General features: G+C 74.0%; 22 protein-coding genes. 10 read left to right on the top strand and 12 right to left on the bottom strand.

Translation table 11 applies throughout. The features are described from left to right. Positions 1-117: 117 nt before the first annotated feature. The 4 genes from LZ495_RS33430 to LZ495_RS33415 all read right to left on the bottom strand — a co-directional run bounded on the left by LZ495_RS33430 (position 118) and on the right by LZ495_RS33415 (position 4252). Positions 118-1452 carry a PP2C family protein-serine/threonine phosphatase gene (locus tag LZ495_RS33430; RefSeq protein ID WP_235056806.1) on the bottom strand — a complete coding sequence of 445 codons (1335 nt, stop codon included), beginning with the start codon at positions 1450-1452 and terminating at the stop codon, positions 118-120. 129 nt (positions 1453-1581) lie between these two features. Next, the gene (locus LZ495_RS33425; RefSeq protein ID WP_235056805.1) at positions 1582-2067 is read right to left on the bottom strand and encodes an SRPBCC domain-containing protein; all 486 of its coding nucleotides are present in this window, start codon (positions 2065-2067) and stop codon (positions 1582-1584) included. A 104-nt stretch (positions 2068-2171) separates the two neighbouring features. Further along, positions 2172-2825, bottom strand: coding sequence for a response regulator (locus LZ495_RS33420; RefSeq protein ID WP_235056804.1), 654 nt, complete (start codon positions 2823-2825; stop codon positions 2172-2174). A gap of 113 nt (positions 2826-2938) precedes the next feature. Continuing rightward, a complete protein-coding gene (locus tag LZ495_RS33415) occupies positions 2939-4252 on the bottom strand; it encodes a sensor histidine kinase (RefSeq protein ID WP_372498679.1) in 1314 nt (437 codons plus the stop codon). 171 nt (positions 4253-4423) lie between these two features. On the opposite strand from LZ495_RS33415, the gene LZ495_RS33410 reads away from it, so the two are divergent. Both LZ495_RS33410 and LZ495_RS33405 read left to right on the top strand, forming a co-directional pair. Then, a complete protein-coding gene (locus tag LZ495_RS33410) occupies positions 4424-4993 on the top strand; it encodes a GlcG/HbpS family heme-binding protein (protein WP_235056814.1) in 570 nt (189 codons plus the stop codon). Between the two features lie 269 nt (positions 4994-5262). Beyond that, positions 5263-5913, top strand: coding sequence for a 4'-phosphopantetheinyl transferase family protein (locus LZ495_RS33405; RefSeq protein ID WP_268823674.1), 651 nt, complete (start codon positions 5263-5265; stop codon positions 5911-5913). A gap of 24 nt (positions 5914-5937) precedes the next feature. Here the strand turns inward: LZ495_RS33405 and LZ495_RS33400 are convergent, their stop codons facing one another. Further along, positions 5938-6582, bottom strand: coding sequence for a TetR/AcrR family transcriptional regulator (locus tag LZ495_RS33400; protein WP_235056802.1), 645 nt, complete (start codon positions 6580-6582; stop codon positions 5938-5940). 111 nt (positions 6583-6693) lie between these two features. Continuing rightward, entirely contained in the window at positions 6694-7812 is a 1119-nt protein-coding gene (locus LZ495_RS44360) for a helix-turn-helix transcriptional regulator (RefSeq protein WP_268823657.1), read from the bottom strand. Between the two features lie 340 nt (positions 7813-8152). Between LZ495_RS44360 and LZ495_RS33390 the strand changes: the two genes are divergently transcribed. After that, positions 8153-9058: a LysR family transcriptional regulator gene (locus LZ495_RS33390; RefSeq protein WP_235056801.1), complete on the top strand. Its 906-nt coding sequence runs from the start codon at positions 8153-8155 to the stop codon at positions 9056-9058. 103 nt (positions 9059-9161) lie between these two features. On the opposite strand, the gene LZ495_RS33385 is transcribed toward LZ495_RS33390, so the two are convergent. Genes LZ495_RS33385 through LZ495_RS33375 form a run of 3 tightly spaced genes read right to left on the bottom strand, consistent with a single transcriptional unit; the run spans position 9162 to position 12208 of the window. After that, positions 9162-10037, bottom strand: a complete 876-nt coding sequence (locus LZ495_RS33385; protein ID WP_235056800.1) for an ABC transporter ATP-binding protein — start codon at positions 10035-10037, stop codon at positions 9162-9164. 15 nt (positions 10038-10052) lie between these two features. Then, the gene (locus tag LZ495_RS33380; RefSeq protein ID WP_235056799.1) at positions 10053-11123 is read right to left on the bottom strand and encodes a FecCD family ABC transporter permease; all 1071 of its coding nucleotides are present in this window, start codon (positions 11121-11123) and stop codon (positions 10053-10055) included. After that, positions 11120-12208 carry a FecCD family ABC transporter permease gene (locus LZ495_RS33375; RefSeq protein WP_372498678.1) on the bottom strand — a complete coding sequence of 363 codons (1089 nt, stop codon included), beginning with the start codon at positions 12206-12208 and terminating at the stop codon, positions 11120-11122. Before LZ495_RS33375 ends, LZ495_RS33380 begins: the two co-directional genes overlap by 4 nt. Positions 12209-12397: 189 nt before the next feature. On the opposite strand from LZ495_RS33375, the gene LZ495_RS33370 reads away from it, so the two are divergent. The 6 genes from LZ495_RS33370 (at position 12398) to LZ495_RS33345 (ending at position 19746) form a co-directional block, all read left to right on the top strand. Beyond that, positions 12398-13453 carry an ABC transporter substrate-binding protein gene (locus LZ495_RS33370; RefSeq protein ID WP_235056798.1) on the top strand — a complete coding sequence of 352 codons (1056 nt, stop codon included), beginning with the start codon at positions 12398-12400 and terminating at the stop codon, positions 13451-13453. Positions 13454-13646: 193 nt separating this feature from the next. Beyond that, positions 13647-14507 (top strand): siderophore-interacting protein, encoded by an 861-nt coding sequence (locus tag LZ495_RS33365; protein WP_235056797.1) that lies wholly within the window; start codon positions 13647-13649, stop codon positions 14505-14507. A 102-nt stretch (positions 14508-14609) separates the two neighbouring features. Beyond that, complete coding sequence (gene tkt / locus LZ495_RS33360) at positions 14610-16829, top strand: transketolase (RefSeq protein ID WP_235056796.1); 2220 nt, start codon at positions 14610-14612, stop codon at positions 16827-16829. A 94-nt stretch (positions 16830-16923) separates the two neighbouring features. Next, complete coding sequence (locus LZ495_RS33355; protein WP_235056795.1) at positions 16924-17223, top strand: WhiB family transcriptional regulator; 300 nt, start codon at positions 16924-16926, stop codon at positions 17221-17223. Between the two features lie 287 nt (positions 17224-17510). Then, positions 17511-18014 (top strand): winged helix-turn-helix domain-containing protein, encoded by a 504-nt coding sequence (locus LZ495_RS33350; protein ID WP_235056794.1) that lies wholly within the window; start codon positions 17511-17513, stop codon positions 18012-18014. 235 nt (positions 18015-18249) lie between these two features. Continuing rightward, positions 18250-19746, top strand: a complete 1497-nt coding sequence (locus tag LZ495_RS33345; protein ID WP_235056793.1) for an MFS transporter — start codon at positions 18250-18252, stop codon at positions 19744-19746. A 212-nt stretch (positions 19747-19958) separates the two neighbouring features. Here the strand turns inward: LZ495_RS33345 and LZ495_RS33340 are convergent, their stop codons facing one another. Continuing rightward, positions 19959-20894, bottom strand: coding sequence for an MBL fold metallo-hydrolase (locus LZ495_RS33340; protein WP_235056792.1), 936 nt, complete (start codon positions 20892-20894; stop codon positions 19959-19961). Between the two features lie 231 nt (positions 20895-21125). On the opposite strand from LZ495_RS33340, the gene LZ495_RS33335 reads away from it, so the two are divergent. Further along, a complete protein-coding gene (locus LZ495_RS33335; protein ID WP_235056791.1) occupies positions 21126-22778 on the top strand; it encodes a carboxylesterase/lipase family protein in 1653 nt (550 codons plus the stop codon). A 55-nt stretch (positions 22779-22833) separates the two neighbouring features. Here LZ495_RS33335 and LZ495_RS33330 read toward each other — a convergent pair whose 3' ends face one another. Both LZ495_RS33330 and LZ495_RS33325 read right to left on the bottom strand, forming a co-directional pair. Next, positions 22834-23685: an alpha/beta fold hydrolase gene (locus tag LZ495_RS33330; protein ID WP_235056790.1), complete on the bottom strand. Its 852-nt coding sequence runs from the start codon at positions 23683-23685 to the stop codon at positions 22834-22836. A gap of 90 nt (positions 23686-23775) precedes the next feature. Beyond that, positions 23776-24999: an ROK family protein gene (locus LZ495_RS33325; protein ID WP_235056789.1), complete on the bottom strand. Its 1224-nt coding sequence runs from the start codon at positions 24997-24999 to the stop codon at positions 23776-23778. Between the last annotated feature and the right edge of the window lie 29 nt (positions 25000-25028).

The raw sequence follows: 25028 nt of genomic DNA, 5'->3' as shown, positions 1-25028 counted from the left end.
CACCCAGGCCGTGCTCGCTCTGGCCCGCCGACGCGTGAACGTCCTGTGGGCCCTCATCCGTGACGGACGGTGCTACCAACACGAACTCCCGGTCACATCAGCGGGTTGACAACAGCATTAGGAGGTGATCCGGTCCCGCCGGGCGAGGAGGAGGGTGGCGTCGTCGCGGTGGCCGGTGTGGTCGGCGTGCGTGAACATCGCGCCGGCCAGGTCGTCGAGGGGCACCGATACGTCGCCGGAGAGGTCGCGGGCCAGGCGGGCGATGCCGGCGTCCAGGTCGATGTCCGGGCCTTCGAGGAGCCCGTCGGTGGACAGCGCGAGGATGCCGCCGGGGGCGAGGGCGAAGCGCGTGGAGACGTAGCGCTGCCCGCCGGCCACGCCCAAGGGGAGCGTGTCGCCGGGGTGTTCCAGGACCTCGACGCCGTGTGCGGCGGCGACCATGAGCGGCGGGTGGCCGGCGCTCGCCGCGACGACTTCGCCGGTGCCGGTGTCCAGGTAGGCCAGCAGGCAGGTGGCGTGCACGGGGGTCGGGAAGCGGTCGAGGAAGTCGTTGACGCGGGTGAGGACCATGCCGGGGTCGCGGTAGTCGACGGCGTAGGCGCGGAGCAGGGTGCGCAGCCGCGACATCATCGGGGCGGCCTCGGGTCCGTGGCCCTGCACGTCGCCGACCGCGAGGACCACGAGGTCGCCGTGCAGCGCGAAGACGTCGTACCAGTCGCCGCCCAGGTCGGCGGCCTCGTGCGCGGGGCGGTGCCGGACCGCGGACTCGATGCCGGGGACCGCGCCGGGGTGTTCGAAGGACGTGCCGGCCCGGAAGGCCTCCACGAAGTCCAGGTACGGCTGGGTCGCGCCGGTGCGGTCCAGCGCGTGCCCGGCCATCCGGGTGACCTCGCGGACCGCCGCGCGGGTCTCGGCCGCGGGCGGGCGCGGGGCGCGGAAGCCGAGCGTCCAGGCGCCGACCGGGCGGCCGCCGTCGTCCACGAGCGGCAGCATCCACCAGGCCCGGGTGCCCGGGGCGGCCACCAGGGGCTTGGTCTCGCCGGGGAGTTCGTCATGCTCCTCGACGGTGAGGAACCACTCCCGGCCGGTCCGGGCGACGGCCGCGACCGGGTGCGCGGCGTCCAGCGGGACGAGCCGGGGCGCGTCGACGTGCGGCGCGGGGTCGGGCACCCGGTGCATGTGCAGCCGTACGCCGTCGCCGAGCGCGACCGTGGACTGGGTGGCGCGCAGCAGCCGCGGGAAGGTGCGCAGCAGCAGGTCCAGGACCTCGTCGCGCGAGGTGCTGCGGACCAGGGACTCCGAGGCGCGGTACACGGTGCGCAGGCCGGGCGGGAGCCGGCCGAGGAGATGGGCGAGGTCGAAGCCGGAGCGGGCATGGTCGTCCGCCCCGAACGGCACGGCGCCCGCCGGGGCAGGCCACGGCGGGTGGAGCATGCTGTCACCGTCGTTCACGTACAGGGTCTTTCTGGCCGGCGACAGGAGCAGCGGGCCCGGGGCAGTAACCGGGCTCCTGTCCATCTATCCCACGCAGAGCGCAGGACGTGTGCGCGCATTCGGGTGAAGCAGGGCGAGGGCGGCCGCTCAGGGCGCGGCCTCGGCGGTCGCCTTGAGCCCGGCGATGATCTCCGGCCAGCCGGTGCGCACCGCCGCGAGCATCTCGCTGCCGGGTACGAACCCCTCGTGGACCAGGGACAGTTCGGTGCCGCCGTCGACCGCGGCGAGGCGGAAGACCACCTGGGTGAGCGGCTCCTTGCGGGCCTCTTCGGCGCGGGCGTCGTCCCACCCGAACATCTCCACGATTTCCGGCTCGTACGTATGCCAGGTGTACGCGAGCAGCCGGGGCGGGTCGGCGGCCAGCACGACCTGCCCGGCGTCGCGCGGTTCGGCGCCCGGCTCCATGCGCCACAGGACCGCCGAGCCGACCTGCCAGTCCGATTCGGGGCCGCTGTCGTCGAAGTAGGCGGGGATCAGCTCCGGGTCGGTGAGGGCCTGCCAGACGCGCTCGGGCGGCGCGGCGATGACGGTGGTCGACTCGAAGGCCTCGTAGGCGGGGTCGCTCGAACTCATGGTCATATTGTCGGCTTTCCGGCCGGTTCGGTCCTGTCGGCGGACGCCGTCGCGGGCCTGCCCGGGGCGGCCTCGGAAGCGTCCGGCGGCCGTTCGGGGGACGTTCAGGGCAGCAGGCGCTGCTCCTTGGCCACCGCGACCGCGCCGGCCCGGGTGTCCACGCCGAGCTTGTTGTAGATGCGCACCAGGTGGGTCTTGACCGTCGCCTCGCTGATGAACAGCGCGCGGGCGATCTCGCGGTTGCCCAGGCCGTGCGCGAGTTGGCCGAGGATGTCGAGCTCCCGGTCGGTGAGTGCGGCGCGCGGGCTGCGCATGCGCTCCATCACCCGGTTGGCCACCGGCGCGGACAGTGCGGCGCGGCCCTCGGCGGCGGCCCGGATTGCCGCGAAGAGCTCCTCGGGGCGCTCGGCCTTGAGCAGATATCCGGTGGCGCCGGCCTCGACCGCCCGGGTGACGTCGGCGTCCGTGTCGTAGGTGGTGAGCACGAGGACGCGGGTGCCCGGGACTTCGGCGACCACCCGGCGGGTGGTCTCGATGCCGTCCATGCCGCTGCCGAGGTGCAGGTCCATCAGGACGACGTCGGGGCGCAGCTTGGCGGCGGCGGCGAGGGCTTCCTCGCCGGTCGCGGCCTCGCCCACGACCTCGATGCCGGGGGCGCTGGCGAGCAGCGCGAGCAGCCCGGCGCGGACCACGGTGTGGTCGTCGCAGAGCAGGACGCGGACGTCGGCTCCGCCGGATCCCGGGGTCGGTGTCGCCATGCCGGCTTCTCCTTCGCTCGTTCCGCTTCTTCTGCTTCTTCTGCTTCTTCTGCTGGTCGTGCTTCTTCGGCTTCTGCTGCTCGTGCACGTCCGGTGCGGCGGTGCGCCGCGGTTCAACCGGTCCCGGGGCGCCGGGTGTCCGCGCCCGGGAGCGGCACCGCCGCGGAGACGACGGTCCCGTCGCCGGCCGCCGACTCGACGGTGAGGGTGCCGCCGAGCTGGCGGATCCGGGCCTGCATCGCGGGGATGCCGTGCCCGCGGTCGGACGGCCCGGCCGGGCGGGGCTGCCCGGGGCTGCGCGGCGCGTCCTCCCCCGCCGCGGACGCCGGCCCCCCTGCCTCCGAGCCGACGCGTGTGCCGCCGCGCGCCTGCGGGGTGAACCCGCGTCCGTTGTCCGCGACGTCCAGGACGACCTCGTCGCCGAGGAAGCTGAGCGTGAGCGTCGCCTCGGTGGCCCGGGCGTGCTCGCGGATGTTCGCGGCCGCCCCCTGGGCGATGCGCAGCAGCGCGGCTTCGACCGCGGCAGGCAGCGGGGTGGGGCGCCCGTCGGTCCGGAAGCGCACCACGAGCCCGTCGGCGTTGGCCGACTCGCGGTCGGCGAGCGACTGCAGCGCCGCGGGCAGGCCGCCGCCGTCGGCGAGGTCCGCGGGCGCGAGGTCGTGCACGAATCGGCGCGCCTCGGCCAGGTTGCGCTCCGCGATGCCGGACGCGGTGCCGACGTGCCGGCGGGCCGCGTCGGGATCGGCGTCCCAGACCCGGTCGGCGGCCTGCAGCAGCATCCGCTGGCTGGACAGGCCTTGCGCGAGGGTGTCGTGGATCTCCATCGACAGCCGCTCGCGCTCGGCCAGCGTGCCGGCCCGGCGCTCGCTGGCGGCCAGCCCGGCGCGGGTGCGGATGAGGTCGTCGATGAGCCGCCGCTGCCGGGCGGACTGGCGCTGCATGTGCAGGAACACGGCGGACGCCAGGCCGGCCACCGCGGGCGGGCCCAGGATGAGCAGCGGGTCGGCGCCGCTGATCCGGACCTGCGCGGCCACCACGATCACGGTGAGCAGCCCGATGAGCACGAGCGCGGCGCGTTCGGAGAGCAGCCGCAGCGCGGTGTAGACGATGGGCACCGCACTCCACGCGAAGCTCGGCGCCATCACCACGAGCACCACCCAGGCGCACGTGAAGCAGCCCAGCCACACCTTGGTCCACCGGCCGGCCGGGCCGTCGCCGTCGGTGCCGGGCCGGACCACGTACGCCAGGGCGACCGCGGAGGTGAGCGCCACGACCCAGGGGGTGTCGGCGGCGCCCGGGTGCCGGATGAGGAAGCGGGCCATGGCGCCGACCAGCAGCACCACGAAGGACACCGACATCGCGGCGTCCATCCATCCGGTGCCGGTCTCCGCCTCGTCGCGCGGCCGGCGCACTGGTTCCACGTCCATCCTTGCTTTGTATCCCGGGATCCGGGGTGCGCCATCGACCGATCGGTTGACCCCGGCGTCGTCCATCATGCCGCGCGGCCGCATCCACTCCGGGGACCCTCGGAGGCCTCGGGCGAGCCGAGGATCGAAGTGCTCCCGAAAGAGCACCTTCGAGACCTGGAGACGATCCCCATGAAGAACCTCTCGCTGCGCACCCGTGTCCTGACCGGTTCCGCCGCTCTCGTCGCGGTGGGCGCCGGCGCCTTCGGTGCGGTGGCCGCGGCCTCCCCCGGCGACTCGGCCCCGCAGGCCGCGCCGGCCGCCGCCGCGGCGAAGGGCGAGGTCAAGAACAAGGACACCTTCGCCTCCGACCACCTGACCATCGACGCCGCGACCAAGGCCGCGCAGGCCGCCCTGGACGCCGCGGAGGCGGCGAACCAGCGAGTGACCGTGGCGGTCGTGGACCGCAACGGCAACACCATCGTGACGCTGCGCGGCGACGGCGCCGGCCCGCAGTCGTACGAGTCGGCGGAGAAGAAGGCGTTCACCGCGGTGTCCTGGAACGCGCCGACCTCGGTGCTGGTCGGCCGCCTGGCCCAGACCCCGAACCTGAAGGACATCCCGGGCACGCTGTTCCTCGGCGGCGGCGCCCCGGTGCAGCTGAAGGGCGCGCCCATCGCGGGCATCGGCGTCGCGGGCGCGCCGAGCGGCGACCTGGACGAGCAGTTCGCGCAGGCGGGCGTGGCCGCGCTGGGCAAGTGACCCGGCGCCGCCCCTCGGGGCGGCCACGCGCCGGAGGGCTCCCCCGTGGCTCTCCGGCCCCCACCCCCTGCGTCTCCCCGCCTCTCCCCCGCGGGTAGACGGCCTCAGGGGGGTCCCGGCGGCATCCGCGTCAGTTCGACACCCCTGGCGGATGCCGCCGGTCCGCGTCCGCAGCCGGGCCTGCCGGTGGGCGGCACTGGCCCGAAGCGCCCGGGGTGCCCACCGGTAGGGTCGGCCGGGTGACCGAACTCCGCGTACCGGCGGGGGCGCTGCTGGCGTCCGTGCTGCCCGCGCAGGTCCGTGCCGAGGAGTGGTTCGGTGCCGACCCCGCGGGCGCCGTGCTGTTTCCGGAGGAAGAGGCCCGGATCGCGAAGGCGGTCGACAAGCGCCGCCGCGAGTTCACCACGGTGCGGCACTGCGCGCGGGCGGCGATGGCCCGACTCGGCGTCCCGCCCGCGCCGCTGCTGCCGGGCGAACGCGGCGCGCCCGCCTGGCCGGACGGCGTGGTCGGCAGCATGACCCACTGCGCGGGCTACCGCGCCGCGGCCGTCGCACGGCGGGACGAGGTGCGGACGATAGGCATCGACGCCGAGCCCGCCCTCCCGCTGCCGGACGGGGTGCTGCGCATGACCTCCTCGGACGAGGAGCGCGCCAGGCTCGCCGCGTACTCCGCGCAATTTCCCGAAGTGTGCTGGGACCGCCTGCTGTTCAGCGCGAAAGAGGCCGTCTACAAGGCGTGGTTCCCGGTCACCGGGCGCTGGCTCGGGTTCGAGGACGCGGACGTCGAATTCGACCCCGAGGCAAGGACGTTCCGGGCCCGCCTGCTGGTCGCGGACCGGCCTTTCGACTTTCTGGACGGGCAGTGGGCGGCGGCGGGCGGCATCGCCGTGTGCGCCATCGCCGTCCTGCCGGCCGACTGAACGCGCCGCACAAGTCGGGACGTGTCAGCCGGCCGTCTCCGTTCTCGGCTCATCCGGCCCAGCCCATCCGTACAGTCCGAGCACGTCGTCGACGGCCTGCTTGATGCGCGCGACCGGCAGCCCGCAGTCGCGGTGCAAGTGCTGCACCAGGCTGGGCGAGGCCGGCGCAAGCAGCAGGTCCGCGACCGGCCCGGCGTCGGCTTCCGGGCGCAGTTCGGCGAGCAGCATCGCCACGTGCATGTGCATGACGCGGTACGGCTTGCGCGCGTAGCGCGCGCACGGGTCGGCGATTTCGATGGCCAGCAGGATGTCGTGCTGCGCCACGACCCGGTCCACGACGGCGTGCAGGAACGCGCGCAGCCGCTCCGCGGGCGGGGCGCCCGGGCCGAGCGGCGGCGGGCCGCTCATGAAATCCGCCTGGAACTGCCGCTCGCGTGCGTCGAGCAGTGCGGACAGCAGCTGCCCGACATCGCCGAAGCGCCGATATACCGTGCCGACCCCGATGCCCGCGGCATGCGCGACGGCGTTCATGGTCAGCGCGTCGGGGCCCTTCTCGGCGACCAGTTCGGCCGCGGCCGCCAGGATCTTGGCGCGGCTGCGGACCGCATCGGCCCGTTCGGGCGCGGAGGCGGCGCCGAGGGACAGCTCGACGGGTCCGGATTCGCTCATGGTCGCCGGCCTTTCCCTGCGGACTGAGTGCGCCGCCGCCATCCTAGCCGATACGGATAGCTATCCGTATCGGCCGGGGACGAAGGCGCGGCCCCGCCGCGCCCTGCCGCCTCAGGCCACCGAACTGCCGCCTGCCGAGCCCCGGGCCGCGCACGCACGTGCCAGGTCGGCGCGGTTGCGCACGCCGAGCTTGGCGAAGACCCGGCGCAGGTGCGCGTCGACGGTATGCGGCGACAGGTAGAGCTGCTGCGCCACCTGACGGTTGGTCATGCCGCCCGCGACCAGCCGTACGACCCGCATCTCGGAAACCGTGACGGCGTGCCATCCCCCGGCCTCCGGACGGGCCGCAGGGCGGCGGCGCCCCTCGATCACGCGCAGCGCGTCGCGGGCATCCGCGGCGATGCGCTTGGCCCCGGCCGCATCCGCGATGTCGTACGCCTCGGCCCAATAGGTCGCGGCCGCGGCCTCGTTGCTTTCGGCCCGCGCCGCGTCCGCCAGCGCTGCGGCCAGCATGAGCGGGCGGGGTGCCCGGCGGCAGGCGTCGATGGCCGCGCGGTGGTCCTCCGGCCGCCCGGAGCGCAGCGCCCCGGCGTGCGCGGCCGCGGCCTGCGCGGACGGGACGCGCGGGTTGTGCGCGGCGAGCGCGGCGGCCGCCTGCGCGGCGCGGGCCGCATACTCGGGGCGTTCTCCCATCTGCGCGATGCGGACCAGGTCCGTGGCGATGGCCGGGTCGTAGCCCAGCAGCCAGCAGCGCTCCGGCAGTTCCCGGTAGATGCGGTCGCCGGTGCGCAGCGCGTGCCCGGGCCGCCGGGTGGCGTGGGCGAGCAGCATCTCGGCCAGCAGGAGTTCGTCGACCTCGCTCTGCACGCCGCGGTCCGCCAGCCGCCGGGCGGGCAGGAGGTACGCACCCGCCGCCGGGAGGTCGTCGCAGGCCACCGCGATGCGGGCCAGGACCGCGCGGGCGAGCACCGACATCGGGCGCATCCCGAAGTCGTCGCAGATGCGCAATGCGGCGGCGGCCTCCTTGGCGGCGAGCGGCAGCCGGCCGGCCGCGAACCACATCTGCGCCCGGTAGCTGCGCAGCAGCGGCACCGCCCACAGCACGCCGTCCCGTTCGGCGTCGGCCAGGCCGCGGGCGAACGCCTGCTCGGCGTCGAGGAACCGGTCGGCGGCGGTCAGCGCGATGCCGATGTCGGCCGCGGTCTCCGCGCCGCGGGCTCGGCTGCGCATTCTGCCGGGCCCGGTTCCGACTCCGGTTCCCGTACGCACAGAAGCAGCAGCAGAAACAGCATTTGTCATGACAAGACTCCCCCTCGTGGATGACTTGTCCATGATCGGCAGCCCCGCCCCAGGCCATCAAGGACAGCCTGGAGAAGCGGCGTTCACCCCGGCTTATCGATCCCGGGGGATCGGTTTGCGGCACATTTCGCGCGCAATGGACTGACCATTCAGCGCTGCTGAGCGTCCGCGTTAGGGTGAGGCCGGGGGCGCGGGGAGAACTCCGTGGTCGGGGAGGTTTCAGCGGTGATGATCATTCACTGCCGATGAACAAAGCGGGGAAGGCGGGGCCGTGGAACGCCACGAGATGGAGATCTTCCTGACGCTTGCCGAAGAGCTGCACTTCGGCCGCACCGCCGAGCGGCTGCATCTGTCCGGCGCGATGGTGAGCCAGACGCTGAAGAAGGTCGAGCGCCGGCTGGGCGGTCCGCTGTTCGAGCGGACCAGCCGCCGCGTCGCGCTCACCCCGCTGGGCAGTCAGCTGTACGCCGACCTCCGGCCGCACTTCGACGCGATCCAGGAGGCGGTGTCGCGCGCCGCCAGTGCCGCGCGCGGCATCGAGGGCGTCCTGCGGGTGGGGTTCCTCGGCGTGCAGTCGGGCCTGCACGCGCACAAGGCCGCGGCGCTGTTCCGGGAGCGCCATCCGGACTGCGCGGTCGAGGTGCACGAGGTCCAGCTGCGCGACTACATCCACCCGCTGCGGGACGGCCGGCTGGACATGCAGGTGACGCTCATCCCGCTCGACGAGCCGGACATCACGGTCGGCCCGGTGGTGCTGGACTCGCCGATCCACATCGCGGTCCCGGTGCGCTCGCCACTGGCCGAGCGGGCCGAGCTGGCGTACGACGACATCGCCGGGGAGCGCTTCCCGGCGATCGTCCCCGAGGTCCCCGAGTCGTGGCTGACTCCGTACCATCCGGCCCGGTCCTCGGCCGGCGTGCCGATCGCCCGCACCGAGCAAGTGTGCGGCACCTACCAGGAGATCCTCGCGCTGGTCGCGGCCGGCGAGTGCGTCGCGATCGGCGACGCGCAGCTCCTCGAGTACTACCAGCGCCCGGACGTGCGGTACGTGCCGGCGAAGGACACCCCGTACTTGCAGCATGCGCTCGTGTGGCGGACCGCCGCGGAGAACGCCCGGATGCGCGCCTACGTCGAGGCGATACGCGAGATGACCGCGCCCTCCCCCGCGCAGGCCTGAAGCACCGCCCGGCCCGGCCCCGGGTCCCGGACCGAGTCCAAGGCCGGGGCCGGGGCCGGGGCCGGGTCTGTTTCCGGGTCCGTGTCCGGGCCCGGGCGCACGGTCAGCGGACCCCGAGCGGGGTGCCCGGTGCGGCCGGGATGACCAGCGGCGTGCCGGTCTCCGGGTCGTCGATGATGCGGCACGGCACGTGGAAGACCTCTTCGACGAGTTCGGCGGTGACCACCTCGGCGGGCGCGCCCTCGGCGACGATGCGGCCGTCCCGCATCGCGATCAGGTGCGTCGCATAGCGGGTCGCCTGGTTGAGGTCGTGCAGGACCGCGACGAGCGTGCGGTCCTCCTCGCGGTGCAGCCGGGCGCACAGGTCGAGCACCTCGATCTGGTACGCGATGTCCAGGAACGTGGTCGGCTCGTCGAGCAGCAGCAGCGGCGTCTCCTGGGCCAGCGCCATCGCGATCCACACACGCTGCCGCTGCCCGCCGGAGAGTTCGTCGACCGCGCGGTCGGCGAGCTCGGCGACCCCGGTGGCCTCCATCGACGCCGCGACCACCCGCTCGTCGTCCGGGGACCACTGGCGCAGCAGCTTCTGGTGCGGATAGCGGCCGCGGGCCACCAGGTCGGCGACCGTGATGCCGTCCGGCGCGATCGAGCTCTGCGGCAGCAGCCCGAGCGTCCGGGCGACCTGCTTCGCGGGCAGCGCGGAGATGTCGCGGCCGTCGAGCAGCACGTGGCCGCGGGACGGCTTGATCATGCGGGCCAGGGCACGCAGCAGGGTGGACTTGCCGCACGCGTTGGGGCCCACGATCACGGTGAACGAGCGGTCCGGGATCGCCACCGTGAGGTCGGTGGCGATGGTGCGCTTGTCGTAGCCCAGGGTCAGGGCGTCGCCGTGCAGCCGGGGCTCGGCGGTGCCGGGTCCGGCGCCGGCCGCGGAACGGGGTGCGGGCGGTACGGCGGTCACGCCGGCCTTGTCGGTCATCGCGCTCACTGTCCGTCAGATCCTTCCCGCGCGGCGCTGGGCCGCGAGCATCGCCACCAGGTATCCGCCGCCGAGCAGGCCGGTGACCACACCGACCGGGAGCGGGTTGTCGGAGAACGCGCGCTGCGCGATCCAGTCCGACCCCACCAGCAGCACCGCGCCCATGAAGAGCGACGGCAGCAGGTTGGGGCCGGGTGCCGCGGTGAGGCGGCGGGCCAGTTGCGGTGCGGTGAGCGCCACGAACGAGACCGGTCCGGCGGCCGCGGCGGCCAGCGCGACCAGCACGATCGCCCCGGCCAGCAGCACCAGCCGGACGCGTTCCACGCGGACCCCGAGCGCGGCCGCGGCGTCGTCGCCCATCTCCAGCATGCGCAGCGCCGGGCCGCAGCCGATCACCAGTGCGGGGACGAGGACGGCCATCGCGACCGCGAGCGGCATCACGTCGGCCCAGTCGCGGCCGTCGAGGTTGCCCGTCATCCACAGCAACGCGCGCTGCGCCTCGACGAGTTTGGCGCGCGTCATGAGGTAGCCGTTGACCCCGGTCAGGATCGCGGTGACGCCGATGCCAGTGAGCACCAGGCGGAAGCCGTGCACGCCGCGCCGCCAGGCGAGCACGTAGACCAGGACGCCGGCCAGCAGCCCGCCGGCCGCGGCGCCGAAGGCCACCGCCCCGGCTCCGCTGCCGACCAGGACGATCATCACGAGCGCGCCGGCCGCCGAGCCGGACGTGAAGCCGAGCAGGTCGGGGCTGCCGAGCGGGTTGCGCACGACGGCCTGGAAGACCGCCCCGGACAGGCCGAGCGCGGCGCCGACCAGCAGCGCCACCCCGGCCCGCGGGAGCCGGAGTTCGCGGACGATGAAGACGTCGGCCGGGTTGCCGTTGCCGAACACCGCGTCGACGACCTTGCCGGGGCCGAGCGGGTAGTCGCCGCTGCCGATGAGGACCACCGCAATGGCCAGGGCGGCGGCCGCGCAGGCCAGGGCGGCCAGCATCGCGCGCGGCCGGAAGCGTACCGACAGGGGGCCGACGCGCAGCGAACGGTCGCGGCTCGCATGCGTCTTGCCGATGCGGATGCCGGTGCTCATGCGCGCACCTCCTTGGCGCGGCGCAGCAGGATCAGGAAGCCGATGCCGCCGACGACCGACGTGACGGTGCCGACCTGGACCTCGGAGGGGCGGGCCATGACGCGCCCCAGGACGTCCGCGCCGAGCAGCAGCACCGGGGTGAGGACCGCGCAGTACGGGACGAGGCGGCGCAGGTCCGGACCGGTGAAGGTGCGTACCGCATGCGGCATGAGCAGGCCGACGAAGACCAGCGGGCCGCAGGCCGCGGTGGCCGCGCCGCACAGCAGGGTGACCGCGACCAGGGCGCCGGCCCGGGTGCGGTCCGGCCGGCCGCCGAGGCCCTTCGCCGCTTCGTCGCCGAGGGCGAGGGCGTTGAGCGGGCGGGCCAGGGCGAGGGCGAGGAGCAGGCCGACCGCGACGAACGGGCCGAGCTTGGCGGCGGTGCCCATCTCGGCGCTGGCCAGCGAGCCGACCGTCCAGAAGCGCATGTCGTCGAGTGCGGAGCTGTCGACCAGCATGGCGGCCTGGACGTAGGAGAAGAGGGCCGCGTTGAGTGCGGTGCCGGCCAGTGCGAGCCGGGCCGGGGTGGCGCTGCGGCCGCCGCCGACCGCGTAGACCAGGGCGGTGACGATCGCCGCGCCGGCGAACGCGAACCAGATGTAGCCGGTGAAGCTGGTGACCCCGAACATCACGATGGCGGTGACCACTGCGGCGGAGGCTCCGGCGTTGATGCCGAGCAGACCGGGGTCGGCGAGCGGGTTGCGGGTGACCGCCTGCATGACCGCGCCGGCCACGCCGAGCGACACGCCGACGAGGAGACCGAGCACGGTGCGCGGCAGGCGCATGTCGTGCACGACCGCATATCCGGTCGAACCGGGATGGAAGAGGCCGTCCCAGACTTGGCCGATACTCAGCGGCCGAGAGCCGAGCGCGAGGCTGAGCAGGACGGCCGCGACGAGCAGCAGGAGCGAGCCGCAGATGCCGACGGCTGTCGGTATCTGTCGTCGCGAAGTCGCTTTCTCCGCAAGGGCGGTGGCCCCCGCAGCGGCTGCAGTCGACTCGGCCTGCCGCGGTTGCGGCGGGCTGCTCGACGGCGCGGCTCTCACACACGTGCTCCGTTCGCACACCGGCCGGAATGTGACGTTCACCCCGGCCCCTGGACATCAAGTGAGGTTAGGTTAACCTAAGCCCTCGAACCCGCCGGTAGGTACCCGTTTCTCCGCCGCGCCCCCGCGGTGGTGCGCTCCTGCCTGCGGCCGCCCCGACGACTCCCGTCTCCGCGAAGGAGCAGTTCCATGCCGCACGTTCCCGCCGTCTCCCCCACCCGGCGCAGAATCCTCGCCGCAGGGGCCGCCCTCGGCCTGGGTGCGCTCGCCACCGCGTGCGGCAGCGACGACAAGAAGGACACCGCGGGCAGCACCGGCAACACGGGGGCGCCGGAAGCCGGTTCCGGGAACGGCCCGTGGAGCTTCAAGGACGACCGCGGGCAGACCGTGACCGCCAAGAAGACCCCGAAGCGCATCGTCGCGTTCATCGGCAGCGCCGCGGTCCTCAAGGACTACGGGCTCGACTGCGTCGGCGTCTTCGGCCCGACGAAGACCGCGGACGGCAAGGCCGACGTGCAGGCCGGCGACGTGGCGGTCGACAAGGTCACCATCATCGGCAACGAGTACGGCCAGTTCGCCATCGAGAAGTACGCGGCGCTGCAGCCCGAGCTGCTCATCACCAACGTGTACGACGACGACGAGCTCTGGTACGTCCCGGCGGACAGCAAGGACAAGATCGTCCCGCTCGCGCCGACCGCCGCGATCCGGGTCGCCAAGGGCGCCAAGATGGCCGACATCCTGGCCCGCTACACCGAGCTGGCCGCATCGCTCGGCGCGGACGTCAAGGCGCAGAAGACCGTCGACGCCAAGGCCCGCTTCGAGGCCGCCGCGGAGAAGCTGCGCCAGGCCGTCAAGGCGAACGGCGGCCTCAAGGTCCTGGCCGCGTCCGGGTCCGCCGACCTGTTCTACACGTCCAACCCGGCGCAGTCCGCCGACCTGCAGTTCTTCAAGGAGCTCGGCGTCGACTTCATCGTGCCGGACAAGCTCGACCCGCAGGGCTACTTCGAGAGCCTGAGCTGGGAGAACGCCGGCAAGTACCGCCCCGACGTGATCATCCTCGACAACCGCTCCTCGGCCCTGCAGCCCAAGGACCTCGCCGCGAAGCCGACCTGGAACGAGCTGGCCGCGGTCAAGGCCGGCCAGGTCTTCCCGTGGGCGAGCGAGCCGCGCTTCTCGTACGCGGGCTTCGCGCCGGTCCTCGAGCAGCTCGCCGACGCGCTCGGCAAGGCCAAGAAGGCCGCCTGATCCCGGGGGCGGCCGGCCGCCCGGGCCGGCGCCCCCCCCCCCCCCACCCCCCCCCCCCCCCAAAACCCCCCCCCCGCCCCCGCCGCGGGGGGGCCCCGGGGGGGGGCCCCGCCCCCCCCGCCCGCACTTCCGCACCCTCCCCCGAACTCCGCACTCCGTACGCCTGCTTCCGTACGACGACAGGAGCCCCGCGATGACCACCCCCGAGCTCCCCTACCGGTTCTTCGACCTCACCGTGCTGCGCGCCGACCGGATCGGCCCCGACATGGTCCGCGTCACGTTCGGCGGCGAGGACCTGAAGGCCTTCGTCAGCGACGGCCGCGACCAGCGGCTGAAGATCTTCCTGCCGCACCCCGGCCAGGACGCCCCCGTGGTCCCGGTCGACGCCGGCGAGGACTGGTTCGCGCAGTGGATGGCGGTCCCCGCGGAGACCCGCGCGGTCATGCGCACCTACACGGTCCGCGACGCCCGCCGCGAACCCGACGAGGTGGACGTCGACTTCGCGCTGCACGGCGACCTCGGCCCCGCATCGCGCTGGGCGCAGAAGGCCGCGCCCGGCGACCGCGTCGTGGTGATCGGCCCCTCGTCGCCGGCCAACGGCGGCGTCGACTTCGAACTGCCGGACGGCACGGACTGGGTGCTGGTCACCGCCGACGAGACCGCGCTGCCCGCCGTCGAGGGCATCCTGCGCTGGCTGCCCGCCGGCCTGCCGGCGAAGGTGTGGATCTCGGTGCCGCACGAGGGCGACCGCCGTGAACTGCCCACCGAGGCCGACGCCGAGGTGACCTGGCTGGTCCGGGACGGCGCCGACGCGCTGCCCGCCGCGGTCGAGGCGGCGGAACTGCCCGAGGGCACCCCGTACGCGTGGATCGCGGGCGAGGCCGGCTCGGTCAAGGCCGTACGCCGCAACCTGGTCCGGGACCGCGGATTCGACCGCAAGTCGGTCACCTTCACCGGCTACTGGCGGCGCGGCGCGACCGACGACGACCTGCTCGCCGAGACACTGGCCGGCGGCACCCCGCACCTCCCCGAGGACGACGAGCCGGGCCAGTAGCGGCAGCGGCGGCATCATCGGCGGCCCGCGCCGGCGAATGCCCCTGCGCGAGCGGGGCAGCGGTCAAGAGGACCGCTGCCCCGTCTTCGCGAGAGGTGACCCATGCCCGAGTCCCCGGCCGCCGATTCCGTCCGCGCCGCCGATCCGGGCGGCCCCGCCGGCGCACCGCCGCTCCGGCGCCGCGACCCCGCGCTCGCCCTGCCCCTCGCGCAGGCGGCCGGCTGGACCACCGCCGACGTGCGCGCCGTGGACACCGCCCGCGTCCTGGCCGCCGACGCCGTGCAGCACAAGGGCAACGGGCATCCCGGGACCGCGATGAGCCTGGCCCCGCTGGCCTACCTGCTGCACCAGCAGGTCATGCGGCACGACCCGGCGGACCCCGAGTGGATCGGCCGCGACCGGCTCGTCCTGTCCTGCGGGCACGCCTCGCTGCTCCTCTACATCCAGCTCTACTTCTCCGGCTACGGCCTGGAACTCGACGACCTGCGCGCACTGCGCACTTGGGGCTCGGCGACGCCGGGCCACCCGGAGCTGCGGCATACGCCCGGCGTGGAGGTCACCACCGGCCCGCTCGGCCAGGGCTTCGCCAACGCGGTCGGCATGGCGATGGCCGCCCGGCGCGTGCGCGGCCTGCTCGATCCGGAACCACCCGCAGGAGCAAGCCCGTTCGACCACTTCGTCTACGTGATCGCCTCGGACGGCGACCTGATGGAAGGGGTCTGCGCGGAGGCGTCCTCGCTGGCCGGGCACCAGGAACTCGGCAACCTCATCGCGTTCTACGACCAGAACGGCATCTCGATCGACGGCAGTACGCAGACCGCGCTGTCCGAGGACGTGCCGGCCCGCTACCGGGCGTACGGATGGCACGTCCAGACCGTCGACTTCACCGCGACCGGCCAGTACGTCGAGGACGTCGACACGCTGCTCGCCGCGATCGCGGCCGCGCAGGGCGAGAGCACGCGCCCGTCGCTGATCGTGCTGCGCACCGTGATCGGCTGGCCCGCACCCGGCCTGTCCGGAACCGGCCGCGCGCACGGCTCGGCGCTCGGCGAGGACGAAGTGGCCGCGGTCAAAAAGCTGCTGGGCTTCGCGCCCGGCGAGGCGTTCGCGGTCGAACCGGAAATCCTGGAGCACGTGCGGCTGGTCCGCGACCGCGGCACGCGCGCCCGGGTGCACTGGATGAGCGACTACGCCCGCTGGAAGACCGCGGATCCGCAGCGCGCCGCACTGCTCGGCAGGCTGCGCGCCGGGCGGCTGCCGCTCGACTGGCACGACGCGCTGCCGGTGTTCGATCCCGGGGACGGCCCGATCGCCACCCGGGAGGCGTCCGGTGCGGTGCTCGCCGCGGTCGCCGACCGGCTGCCCGAACTGTGGGGCGGTTCGGCCGACTTGGCGTCCAGCACGAGTACCACGATGCCGGCCGAGGCGTCCTTCCTGCCGGAGTCGCGCATGCCCCGGGGGTGGCCGGGCGACCCGTACGGCCGCACGGTGCACTTCGGGGTCCGCGAGCATGCGATGGGCGCGATCATGAACGGGATCGCGGCGCACGGGCTCACCCGGCCGTACGGCTCGACGTTCCTGGCGTTCAGCGACTACATGCGGCCCACGGTGCGGCTGGCCGCGATGGCCGGGCTCCCGGTGGTCTACCTGTGGACGCACGACTCGGTCGGGCTGGGCGAGGACGGGCCGACCCACCAGCCGGTGGAGCATCTGGCCGCGCTGCGCGCGATACCCGGGCTCGCGGTGGTCCGGCCGGCCGACGCGAACGAGACGGTGGCCTGCTGGCGGGCGGCCGTCGAACGCACCGACGGGCCCGTGGCGTTGGCGCTGTCCCGGCAGGAACTCCCGGTCCTGGACCGCGGCCGCGGTCCTGCCGCGTGCTCGCTGGCCTCGGAGGCGGCGTACGGCGGCTACATCCTGCGGGACGCGCCGGAGCCGCTGCCGCACGAGCCCGAGGTGCTGCTGATCGCCACCGGTTCGGAGGTCGCCCTCGCGCTCGATGCGCAGGACATGCTGGCCCGGGACGGGGTCGCGGCCCGCGTGGTCTCCATGCCGTGCCGCGAGTGGTTCGACGAACAGCGCTGCGACTACCGCGACATGGTGCTCCCGCCGCAGGTCAGGGCGCGGGTCGCGGTCGAGGCCGGGGTGGCCATGCCGTGGCGCGACCTGGTCGGCGACGCGGGCCGCGTGGTCGGCCTGCGCGACTTCGGCGCGTCCGCGGAACACCAGGTGCTGTACCGCAAGTTCGGCCTCACCGCGGAGGCGGTCGCGCATGCTGCCCGGCAGAGCCTCGCGCAGCTCGCCGGCCTCGCGTCCGGATGAACCGGTCGAACCGTTTGAGCCGGATGAACCGGATGAACCGGATGAATGCAGAACGCGGTTCGGGGCACCGGGGATGGCCGGAGGTGGAACTTCGATGGACGATTCGATGACGTGGATGGCCGCGGCGGCGTGCCGGGGCAGCGACCCGGCGATGTTCCAGGACACCGACGCCGCTCCCCAGGACGGGGATTCCGGGCACGCTGCGGCCCTGCGCGTGTGCGCGGCCTGCCCGGTGCGCGCCCGGTGCCTGGACTGGGCGCTGTCCACCCGGCAGCCGCAGGGCATTTGGGGCGGCCGGACGACCGCCGACCGGCTCGCCCTGCTGCGGGCCGCGCAGCCCCCGGCATCCCGTCGTCCGGCAGCGCGCGCGGCAGGTCCGCGGCACGCCGCGTAGCAGCATCAGCGCGTCGCACCATCAGGTCACACGAGTGCCCCCACGCCCCTGGACACCCAAAGTGATGTTTGTTTGACTGGCCGTCACAGACACACGGGGGATGTGACTCGATGCTGCACAAAACGCGCCGCCCGCCACGCGGGGCGGGTTCGCCCAGGCCACCCGGCGGCGGCCGGACCGGCGGTCCCTCCCCGTGCCGAGTCCGCCCGCTCCGCACCCGGCCCCCGGCCTCCCCGCCGGGCGGACACGATGCGGACCGCGGGCCTTCCCAAGGGAGACACAGCGCGATGACGCACGCACCCACTCGGGCACTCCACGGCCCAGCGTTCGGAGCCGGGCTCGCTCGCCGTGGCGACATACCGCCGGACGGGCGCTTATCCGCGTCCGCCGAACCCGCCGGCCCGCCGCGCGGCCACCGCGGCTCGACCGCGCACCGCAGCACCGAGGGGCTGCTCGTCGACGACGGCCTCCGGGTCTGCCTGGAGGAGCGCACCACGTCCGTCGGGGTCCGCACGCTGGAGCTGACGTTCCTGGAATTCGAGCTTCTCGCCTACCTGTTGCTGCACCCCAAGCAGGTCTTCACGCGCCGCCAGCTGATGGAGACCGTATGGGGCTACCCGGAGGCGGGCGGCGGGCGCACGGTGGACGTGCACATAGCGCGGCTGCGCCGGAAGCTGGGCGCCCGGCACCGCTACCGCCTCGCGACGGTGCGCAGGGTCGGCTACAAGTACGTCCCGCACGACCTGACCCACCACCCGGTCCGCCTGCCCGGCCCGCGTACCGGCTTCTGACCGGCCCGGGCCGCCCGGCGCACCGCCGGCCGGGCGGCCTGCGGCCCGCGGGGGCGCACCCGCCCCTGCCGGCCGCGGCACCGGCAATCGCGCCTTGTGGGAGACGTCACCTGACGGTCCGTCAGATTTCTTGGCGCGGGCTGTTGATGCCGCTCGGGATGTTCCCTATGTTCGGTTCCGGACATGATCTTCCGCCGGGCCGCCCTCTCGGCGCCGGCGGGACGGAGCTGCACTCTTGGAAACGTCGCCGAGCGGAGGCCGCACGGTCCGGGAGCGCCTGATCGTTCCCGTCCTGGCCTACGCCGGGGTGCTGATGGCCCTGATGCAGACCGTCGTGGTGCCGCTGCTGCCGGACCTGCCGGGGCACACCGGTGCCTCCCCGGCCACGGTGAGCTGGATGCTCACCGCGACGCTGGTGACCGGCGCGGTGCTCAACCCGGTGCTCGGGCGCGCCGGCGACATGTACGGCAAACGCCGCGTGGTGCTCGCCTCGCTGGCCACCATGACCGCCGGTTCGGCACTGTGCGCGGTGAGTTCGGACATCCGCGTGCTGATCTTCGCCCGGGCGCTGCAGGGCACCGCGGCGGTGGTGGTCTCGCTGGCGACCAGCATCCTGCGCGACGAGCTGCCGCCGCACAAGGTCAACTCGGCGGCCGCGCTGATGAGTTCCACGGTCGGTCTGGGCGCCGCCTTCGGGCTGCCGCTGGCCTCGGTGCTGGTGGACCACGCCGACTGGCACACCATGTTCTGGGTCACGACCGGCCTCGGACTGCTCGGCTTGGCGGCCGCCTGGCTCGTGGTGCCGGAGTCGCCGGTGCGCACGCCCGGCCGCTTCGACCTGGTGGGCACGGTCCTGCTGGGCATCGGCCTGGTCGCGGTGCTGCTCGCGGTGTCGAAGGGCGGCGAGTGGGGCTGGACCGGAGCGGCGGTTCCCGCACTGCTGGGCGGCGGCGTCGCCGTGCTGTTGCTCTGGGGATGGCACCAGCTCCGCACCAAGGAGCCGGTGGTCGACCTGCGGCTGGCGGCCCGCCGGACCGTTTTCCTGCCGCATGCGGCCGCGCTGCTGACCGGGTTCGCGTTCTATGCGAACTGGCTCTCCACCGCGCAGTTGGTGCAGGCCCCGGAGTCGACCGGGTACGGACTCGGCGCGTCCGCGGTCACCGCGAGCCTGTGCCTGCTGCCCGGCGGTGTGATCATGGTGCTGCTGTCGCCGATGTCGGCGCGCATGTCGAACGCGTACGGCGCGCGCGTGACGCTGGCGCTGGGCACCGCGGTGATCGCCGCGGCGTACACGTTCCGGGTGTTCACCAGCGAGAGCCTGTGGCTGATCACGCTGGGCGCGTCGCTGTGCTCGGTGGGCACCACGCTCGCCTATTCGGCCCTGCCGATGCTCATCATCGAGGCGGTGCCGCAGCAGCAGACCGCGGCCGCGACCGGGCTGAACGTCCTGATGCGGACCATCGGCCAGGCGGTGTGCAGCACCGTGGTCGCGCTGGTCCTCACCCAGATGACGATGGACGCGGCCGGCCTGGAGATCGCCAGCCTGGACGCCTACCGGCTGGTGTTCGGCCTGGCGGCGGGCATCGCCGCGGCCGCGGCCCTGACCGCACTCGCGCTGCCCGCGGCAGGCCGTCGCTCGGCGCCCGGTGCGTCCGGAGCGGCCGCGCCGGATGCACCGTCGGAGGGCGGGCGGCTGCCGGCCGCCTCGGGCGAGCGCGGCGCCGAGGCCTGACGCCGCGGTCCGGGGAGTAATCGCAGTCCGCCCGTCGACCAGACCAAGGACTGGACGCGCACCCTGCCACCTGTCATGCCGATCCCCGATCGCCGTGCCTGCGGAACCTCCGCATCACGACGATCGGCACCGGATCGTCCCTTCTTGATCGGTTTTCCGGCCAATGCCCGGAAAGAGGGACGCGGCGGCCGGCCCGCCGCGGCTCGCGGAGCTCAGGCGTAGCAGGTCAGAGGCTTGCCGTCGTTGTAGGCGATCATGTCGGCGAGGGCTCCATACGTGTCCACCTCGCCGCCGGACAGTTCGGCGTAGGCGCGGTGCAGATTGCCCACCAGGCGCTCCGGGTCGCTGAGCTCAGCCCATTCGCCGAGGTCCGCCTCGTAGGCGGCGGCCAGCGGGTCGAGGCCGGCCGCGCGGCCCTGCGCGGCGGTCTCCATCAGGAACGCGGTGTAGCGGACCGCGACGTCGATCTGCTCGGGCCCGCAGACCGGGCCGTGCCCGGGCACCAGCGTCGCCGCGTCGAGCTCGCGCAGCCGCTCCAGGGTGTGCAGGTAGCCGATCGGCGAGCCCATGAGCAGGAACGGCGTACCGCCATTGAAGATCAGGTCGCCGGTGTACACGACCCGCTGGTCGGGCAGCCAGACCACAGAGTCGTTGGACGTGTGCGCGGCGGTCCCGAAGTGCCGCACCTCGGCCCGCAGGTCGCCCACGTGCAGGGTGACCGACTCGGCGAAGGTCAGGAACGGCGCGGCGACGCGCAGGTCGCCCCAGTCGACGCCGGGCCACACCGCGTCGCGCTCCATGAGGCCGTAGCGCAGGACTTCGGCCCGGGTCTTCTCGTGCGCCACGATCGTCGCGCCGGGCACCAGGTAGTTGCCGTGCGTGTGGTCGCCGTGGTGGTGGGTGTTGACCAGCGTGCGCACCGGGGCGCCGCCCGCGACGCGCTCGATGGTGCCCAGGTAGAGCCGGGTGCGGCGCTCGGTCGCGCAGGTGTCGATCGCGACGGCACCGCCGTCGCCGACCAGGAAGCCGGTGTTGTTGATCCACCAGGTGCCGTCCGGCTGGATGTACGCGAACGCCCCGTCGGCCACCTCCTCCACCGCCGGCGGGTCGATCGTGCCGTGCTCGTGGACGTAGTGCGAAACGCTCATGCTGTCTTCCCCCAGGACGGTCGGCAGTCCGCTTCCCCCTGGAATACACCGATGCCGGGCCGTGCGCCATCACCGACGCGGGGGAACCTGGCGGCATTTGCGGCGAGTTGCCCGGTATCGCAGGCCGATCCGCGGCCGGGTCTGGCGGCCGCACGGGGAACGGGAGTAGTCTCCCCGCGAATTAATTCATAGCCAGAATTAATACACTGCACCAGTTCCCTGGAGGCCGTCTTGGCCACATCACCGCCCGAACACCCCGACCGGGCACCGAGATTCCGGCTGCGCTCCGGCACCCGCTCGGGCGTCCGCCCCGGCACTCGCGCCGCCACGTGCGCGGCCGCCGCGGCCGCCCTGGTCGCGACACTGCTCGCCGCCCCGCAGGCCGCCGCCCATCCGGCCGGTCCGGACCGCGGCGCTCCCGTCGCGGCCGCGAAGTCCGGCCTGCTGCGCGGCCAGGCCGTCGGCGGCGCCGAGCAGTTCCTCGGCGTCCCGTACGCCGCGCCGCCGGTCGGCGCGCTCCGCTTCCGCGCCCCGGCGGCCGTACCGCGCTGGTCCGGCACCCGGGACGCCACCGCGCAGTCCGCCGCATGCATCCAGTTCGCGCCGGTCGGCGTCGACCCGGCGTACCCGCGCAGCGAGGACTGCCTCGCCCTGGACCTCTACCGCCCGCGCGGCGCCCGGCCCGGCGCCAAACTGCCGGTGATCGTGTGGATCCACGGCGGAGCCTGGCAGCAGGGCACCGGCGTCCAGTTCGCCGGCCGCACGACCGCGGACACCACCGGCGCGATCGTGCTGAGCATCAACTACCGCCTGGGCGCGCTGGGTTACCTGGGTCTTCCGGGCTTCGACGCGGAGACGCCGGAGGGCTCGGGCAACTGGGGCACCCTGGACCAGATCGCCGCGCTGCGCTGGGTGCGCGACAACGCCACCGCCTTCGGCGGCGACGCGGGCAACGTCACGGTCACCGGCCAGTCCGCGGGCAGCGGCTCGGTCTGCGCGCTGCTCGGCGCCCCGGCTGCGAAGGGCCTGTTCGCCAAAGCCGTGCTGCAGAGCGGCCCGTGCAGCTTCCTGTCCGCGCGGCCGCTGGCCGACGCGCAGGCGCAGGGTGCCGCGTTCGCCGCATCGCTCGGCTGCCCGGACGCGGCGACCGCCGCCGCGTGCCTGCGCAACGTGCCGATCGCGGCGCTGACCGCGGCCGGCATGAACCTGCCCCCGCTGGGCCCGGCCGCGGGCGGCAAGCTGCTGCCCCGCGCGCCGTACGAGGCGATCACCTCGGGGCAGTGGAACAAGGTGCCGGTGATCATCGGCAACACCCGTTCCGAGGGCAAGTTGTTCGCTCTGGGCCAGGCCGGAATATCGGCCGAGGAGTACACCGCCTACGTGGGTGCCACGTACGGCTCGGTGGCCTCGAAGGTCCTCGCGCGCTATCCGGTGTCCGGGTACCCGACGCCGTTCCATGCGCTGTCGGCGGTGCTGACCGACTCGTCGTGGGCCTGTCAGACGCAGGTGACCGCGGAGTCGCTGAGCCGTCAGGTGCCCACGTACCAGTACGAGTTCGACGACCCGGCCTCCCCGCCGCTGCGCGGCCTGGACATCCCCGGGCTGGACACGGGCAACGCGCACAGCGCCGAACTCGCGTACCTGTTCGACTTCACCGAGCAGGGCCGCCCGTTCACCGCGGAGCAGGCCAAGCTGGCGGACCGCATGAAGCGCGCGTGGGCCGCATTCGCCTGGTACGGCACGCCCAACGGCCCGGGGCTGGCCCCGTGGCTGCCGCTGACCGGGCGCGGCGACGTCCTGAAGTTCGGGCCGTCCGGCGACCGGATGTTCCGCGACTTCGCGGACGAGCACCAGTGCGGCTTCTGGAGCAACCCGGCGGCCTGATGCGCCCGCTGCGGGGTGCGGCCTTTCCCCGGCCGCGCCCCGCAGCTTGCTCGTTCTATGCGCTGTGCGCCTGCAGGAACCGCGCGATGTCCGCGGCGACCGCCTCGGGCTTCGCCTCGGGACCGAAGTGGTCGAGCTTGGGGTAGGTGACCAGCTCGGCGTCGGGCAGGACGTCCTTCAGCCGGACCGTCGCCCGGCCCGCGCCGGTGGTCGTGAGGTCCTTGCCCGCCATGAGCAGCACCGGCGCGGCGACCTCTGCGTACCGCGGGAAGTCCGCCTCGGTGCGCACCGATTCCTCGTGCTCGCGGATCGACCCGGCCAGCAGGACGTGCTTCTGTTCCCGCTCCGGGCCCTTGACCGCGAACTTGAGGATGATGCGCATGAGCCAGCGCGGCGCCTTGCCGCTCAGGTCCGGGTTGATGCCCTGTACGAACGTCAGGAACGCCTCGGCCGGCTTGCCCGCCTCCAGTTCGCGGCGGCTGCGGTCGGCCCAGCCCATCGGCACCGAGCCGTCGACCGCGACGCCCGGCTCGTACACGGCGATCCGGTCGAACGCCGAACCGTTCAGGGCCGCCTGCAAGGTGAGGAAGCCGCCGAAGCTGGTGCCGAACACGAGCCGGGCACCGGTCGCGGCACGCACGGCCTCGATGTCGGCGACCTCGGCCACCGCACTGTACGCATCGCCCTGCGGGCCGCTCGCCCCGCGGCCGCGCCGTTCGACGGTGTGCACGGTGAACCGGTCGGCGAGCGCCGCGGCCAGGCCGTCGAAGTCGGCCGCCATCTGCAGGGCGCCGGGCACGATCAGCAGCGCGGGCCCCGTCCCGGTGCTCCGGTAGCCGATCACCGTGCCGTCTTCCGAGACCACCGAGCCCACTCGCACATCCCCCTGCACAGCCGGCGCCCCCATGGCGTCTCCCCTCCACATTTGATCAAGGACCCCGAGGACCCTACGGGCCGCCCGGCCGCGGCGGATAGGGGGTCTCATCCCATGGGCAGGTCAAGCCGGGTCGGACTCCGCTGGTCCGGCGCTCGCCGGGTCGTCGAGCACCAGATCCGTCGCCAGCGCGGCGGCCCCCCACACGGGCGCGGCAGCACCGAGCAGCCCGCCGCGCGCCTCGACGTTGCGGTAGACGCCGACACCGCGCAGCTCGGCCAGCGCCTCCCGCACGCGCGGCAGCAGCCACGGCGCGAGGGCCGCGTAGTGCCCGCCGAGGAGCACCGTCTCCGAACCCAGAACCGTCGTCAAAATCACCGCGGTGTCGGCGAGTTGCCCGGCCAGGGTGTCGAGCACGCGCAGCGTCCGCGGATCGCGCCGCTGCGCGCTGCGCACCAACTCGGCCACGGCCAAGGCCAGGGCGTCCGCAGGATCGCCGTCCGCGGCAGGCCGAACCGACGGGCCCGCCGGGTCGATTCCCGCCTCCGCGAGCAAGACCGGGGGCGCCCCGACCGCTTCCAGGCACCCGCGGCGGCCGCACCAGCACAACGTGCCCCCGGAGTCGACCGACAGATGCCCGGCCTCCCCCGCTCCGCCGCCCGCGCCGCGGAAGATGCGGCCGTCCACGATGACGCCGGCACCGACACCGACGTACCCGCTCACCACGACCACGTCCTGCCGCGCCACCGCAGCGGGCAGCGCCCGGTGCTCGGCCAGCGCGCTCAGGTTGGCGTCGTTGTCGAGCAGGATCGGCAGCGCCGCAGCTTCCGCGTCCAGCCCCCGCAGCTCGTCGCGGACCAGCCCGGCCAACGGCACGTCGCGCCACTGCAAGATGGGCGCGAGCGACACCACCCCCGAGCCCGTGACCACGACACCGGCAATGGCCAGCGCAACCGCCACAGGCCGGGCACCGGCCTGCCGGGCAGCACCCGATGCCGCACCGATCTCCGCCCCCAGGCAAGCCACCACGGCCGCGTGGTCCCCGGGCCCGGCAGCGTGCTCGACCGTACGCCGGTACAGCTCCCGCCCGCCCAGATCCGCGGCCAGCACGGTCACCGACCGCACGTCGACGTGCGCGCCGACGACCGCAGCCGTCGTGCCGTCGAACTCCACGGGCGACCGCGGCCGTCCGGCGACACCCGGATTCGGCCGCGTCCCGGTCGCCCGCACCAATCCGAGATCGGAAAGGTTCGCGACAAGGCTGGTGACCGCCCCCGCCGCCAACCCGGTCTGCTCCGCTATCTCGGTCCGCGCCAACGGCCCGGCATCGCGAATGGTCCGCAGCACCAGCGACAGATTGTGCCGCCGAACGGCCG

Source organism: Yinghuangia soli, assembly GCF_021502675.1.
Taxonomy (GTDB): Bacteria; Actinomycetota; Actinomycetes; order Streptomycetales; family Streptomycetaceae; genus Yinghuangia; species Yinghuangia soli.
This window is presented reverse-complemented; position numbering and strand designations above follow the sequence as displayed.